General features: G+C 66.8%; 3 protein-coding genes. 2 read left to right on the top strand and 1 reads right to left on the bottom strand.

What is annotated here, in order from left to right; translation table 11 throughout:
• On the top strand, positions 1-652 hold a 652-nt coding region (locus QZ281_RS17045; RefSeq protein WP_292230460.1), incomplete at its 5' end, for a HAMP domain-containing sensor histidine kinase.
• 8 nt (positions 653-660) lie between these two features.
• Here the strand turns inward: QZ281_RS17045 and QZ281_RS17040 are convergent.
• Positions 661-1,890 (bottom strand): MFS transporter, encoded by a 1,230-nt coding sequence (locus tag QZ281_RS17040; RefSeq protein WP_292230458.1) that lies wholly within the window; start codon positions 1,888-1,890, stop codon positions 661-663.
• An 88-nt stretch (positions 1,891-1,978) separates the two neighbouring features.
• On the opposite strand from QZ281_RS17040, the gene QZ281_RS17035 reads away from it, so the two are divergent.
• Positions 1,979-2,674 (top strand): helix-turn-helix transcriptional regulator (locus tag QZ281_RS17035; protein ID WP_292230456.1); only part of this gene is annotated, 696 nt, incomplete at its 3' end.

The following is a 2,674-nucleotide window of genomic DNA, read 5'->3' as shown; positions in this document are numbered from 1 at the left end:
GGCCAAGGAGCGCAAACAGTGGCGCGACGCCATTTCGCATGAGCTGCGCACCCCGCTGATGATCCTGCGCGGTCATCTGCAGGGCGGGCTGGACGGCATCTATCCCCATGACGACCGGCTGCTAAGCTTGGCGCTCAGTCAGGTCGAGACCCTGACCCGCGTGATGGGTGATCTGGCCGCGATGGAGGACGCCGAAGACCCCGCGCTTCAGGCCCACCCGGTCGCCGTCGACCGCATCCTGACCGAGATAAAAAGCCTGATGGATCCGTCCCTGCGTCGTGCAGGCTTTACTGTCGACTGGCGCATCGCCCCGGTCACGGCGGTCGTGGATGAGACCCGCATCCGTCAGGCCGTCGTCGCCCTGGTGCAGAACCTCCTCGTTCACGCCTGCCCCGGCCCCGCGCGGGTTCAGCTTCAGGCCAATGACGAGCGCCTGACCGTCACCGTCGATGACTGCGGTCCCGGCATCGACGCGGCCCTGTCAGAGACCATATTCGAGCCCTTCAAGCGCGGCCCGACCCCGGCCAGCGGCTGTGGCGTGGGTCTGGCCATGGTCCGTTACGCCGCCGACGCGCACGGGGGTTCGGTCCAGCTTCACCCCTCAGAACTGGGCGGCAGCGCCTTCGTCGTCACCGTGCCCTTGCGAAGCTGAACAGGCGCTCAGGCCGTCGCCTCAGCCCTGGCTCGTGCCTTCTTCAGGTCCGGCAGGAAGGCGGCCAGCAGGCCGATGGCGGGCAGGACGCTGCAAATCGCATAGACGGTCGTCACCCCGTACAGGTCCGCCATCCAGCCCAGAACCGCCGCGCCTATGCCGCCCATGCCGAACGAAAAGCCGAAGAACAGGCCCGAGATCATGCCGATCTTTCCAGGCGCCAGCTCCTGAGCGAAGACGACGATGGCGGGAAAGGCCGAGGCCAGCAACAAGCCGATGATGATCGTGATCGGCCCGGTCCAGAACAGGCTGACATGGGGCAGCAGAAGCGTGAAGGGCAGCACGCCCAAAATCGAAGCCCAGATCACATATTTGCGGCCGAAACGGTCGCCGATCGGACCGCCGATCATGGTGCCCGCCGCCACAGCGCCCAGGAAGGCGAACAGGTGCAGTTGGGCCGTGTCGACGTCCACGCCGAACTTCTGGATCAGATAGAAGGTGAAGTAGCTCGTGATGCTGGCCAGATAGACGTATTTCGAAAAGATCATGGCCAGCAGGATGGCCAGACCGCGCCGCGCCGTCTCCTTGGGCAGCTCAATAGCCTCCATATGTTTGCGCCCGGCGACCAGACGAGCCAGGCCATGATCCCGGTACCACAGGCTGACCTGCCACAGGATCGCCCCCGCCAGCAGGGCCAATAGGGCGAAGAAGGCCAGGCTGCTCTGTCCCCAACGAACCACCACGATGGCGGCGGCCAACGGCCCCAGGGCCGAGCCTGCATTGCCGCCGACCTGGAACAGGGATTGCGCCAGACCGGCCCGGCGCCCCGCCGCCATCCGCGCCACGCGTGAGGCTTCCGGGTGGAAGACCGACGACCCCATGCCCAGCAAGGCCGCTCCGACCAGCAGCAGCGGATAGGTGTGTGCGACCGACAGGACGACCAGCCCCGCCAGCGAGAACAGAGTGCCGCCCGGCAGGGCCAGCGGCGTCGGGCGGCGATCCGCATAGACCCCGACCAGAGGCTGCAGGATCGAAGCGGTGATCTGATACACCAGGGTGATCAGGCCGATCTGACTGAAGGACAGGCCAAGCGCCGCCTTGAGGTTCGGATAGATGGCCGGAAGCAGCGCCTGCATCATGTCGTTCAGCAGGTGACAGGCGCTGACCGCCACGATCACGGGAAAGACTGTGGTTTGCACCACCGAGGGCTGGGCGGGATCTGCGTGCGCGGTCGTCATCAACTCAAACCTTGTTCGGACGTCAGCGATAGCGCACAGACCTGTGGCCCGCATTCGATGTCGGGACATTCACTTTTGCGAGTGGGACATGGCCGAGGTCTGGATCAATCCTGACGATTATGATCAGACGCCGCGCCCAGTCGTCGGCATCGGCAACCGCTATCCGCCGTCATTCGAACTGGCGCCCCACAGCCACGGCCGCGGCCAGTTGTTGTACGCCGCCAGCGGCGTAATCGTGGTCAGCACCGCCCATGGCGCCTGGGTCGCGCCGCCCGAACGCGCGGTCTGGACGCCGGCGGGCATAACCCACGCCGTGCGCATGGTGGGCAATGTCGAAACCCGCAGCGTCCTGCTGGATGAAGCCGCCGCCCGCGCCCTGGGCGGCCAAAGTCTGGTGATCGCCGTCCCTGCCCTGTTGCGCAGCCTGCTGATCGCGGCGTCCGACATCGTCGCCGACTATGAGCCGGGCGGCCGCGATGAACTGGTGATGGCCCTGCTGCTGGCGGAACTGGAGCGCGCACCCCGTCTGCCCCTGTCCGTCCCCTTCCCTGTCAGCCCCGCGCTGGCCGCCCTGTGCCACAGGTTTCTGGACCGCCCGGCGCCGCACGACACCATCGACGACTGGGCGCGGCAGCTGGCGATGGATCGCCGATCCTTCACACGCCGGTTTCGCCGCGAGACCGGCATGAGCTTCGGCGCCTGGCGGCAACAGGCCTGTCTGGTCAGCGCCCTGCCCCTGCTGGCCGAAGGCCGCTCGGTCACCGCTGTCGCCCTGGATTTGGGC

Origin of the sequence: Brevundimonas sp., assembly GCF_018608325.1 — a bacterium.
Taxonomy (GTDB): Bacteria; Pseudomonadota; Alphaproteobacteria; order Caulobacterales; family Caulobacteraceae; genus Brevundimonas.
The sequence above is the reverse complement of the archived record's forward strand: the minus strand, read 5'-3'. Positions and strand labels throughout refer to the sequence as shown.

Bases quoted from the DNA above. Each gene is read 5' to 3' on its own strand.
- QZ281_RS17040 (WP_292230458.1), bottom strand. From the start codon at position 1,890: ATGACGACCGCGCACGCAGATCCCGCCCAGCCCTCGGTGGTGCAAACC.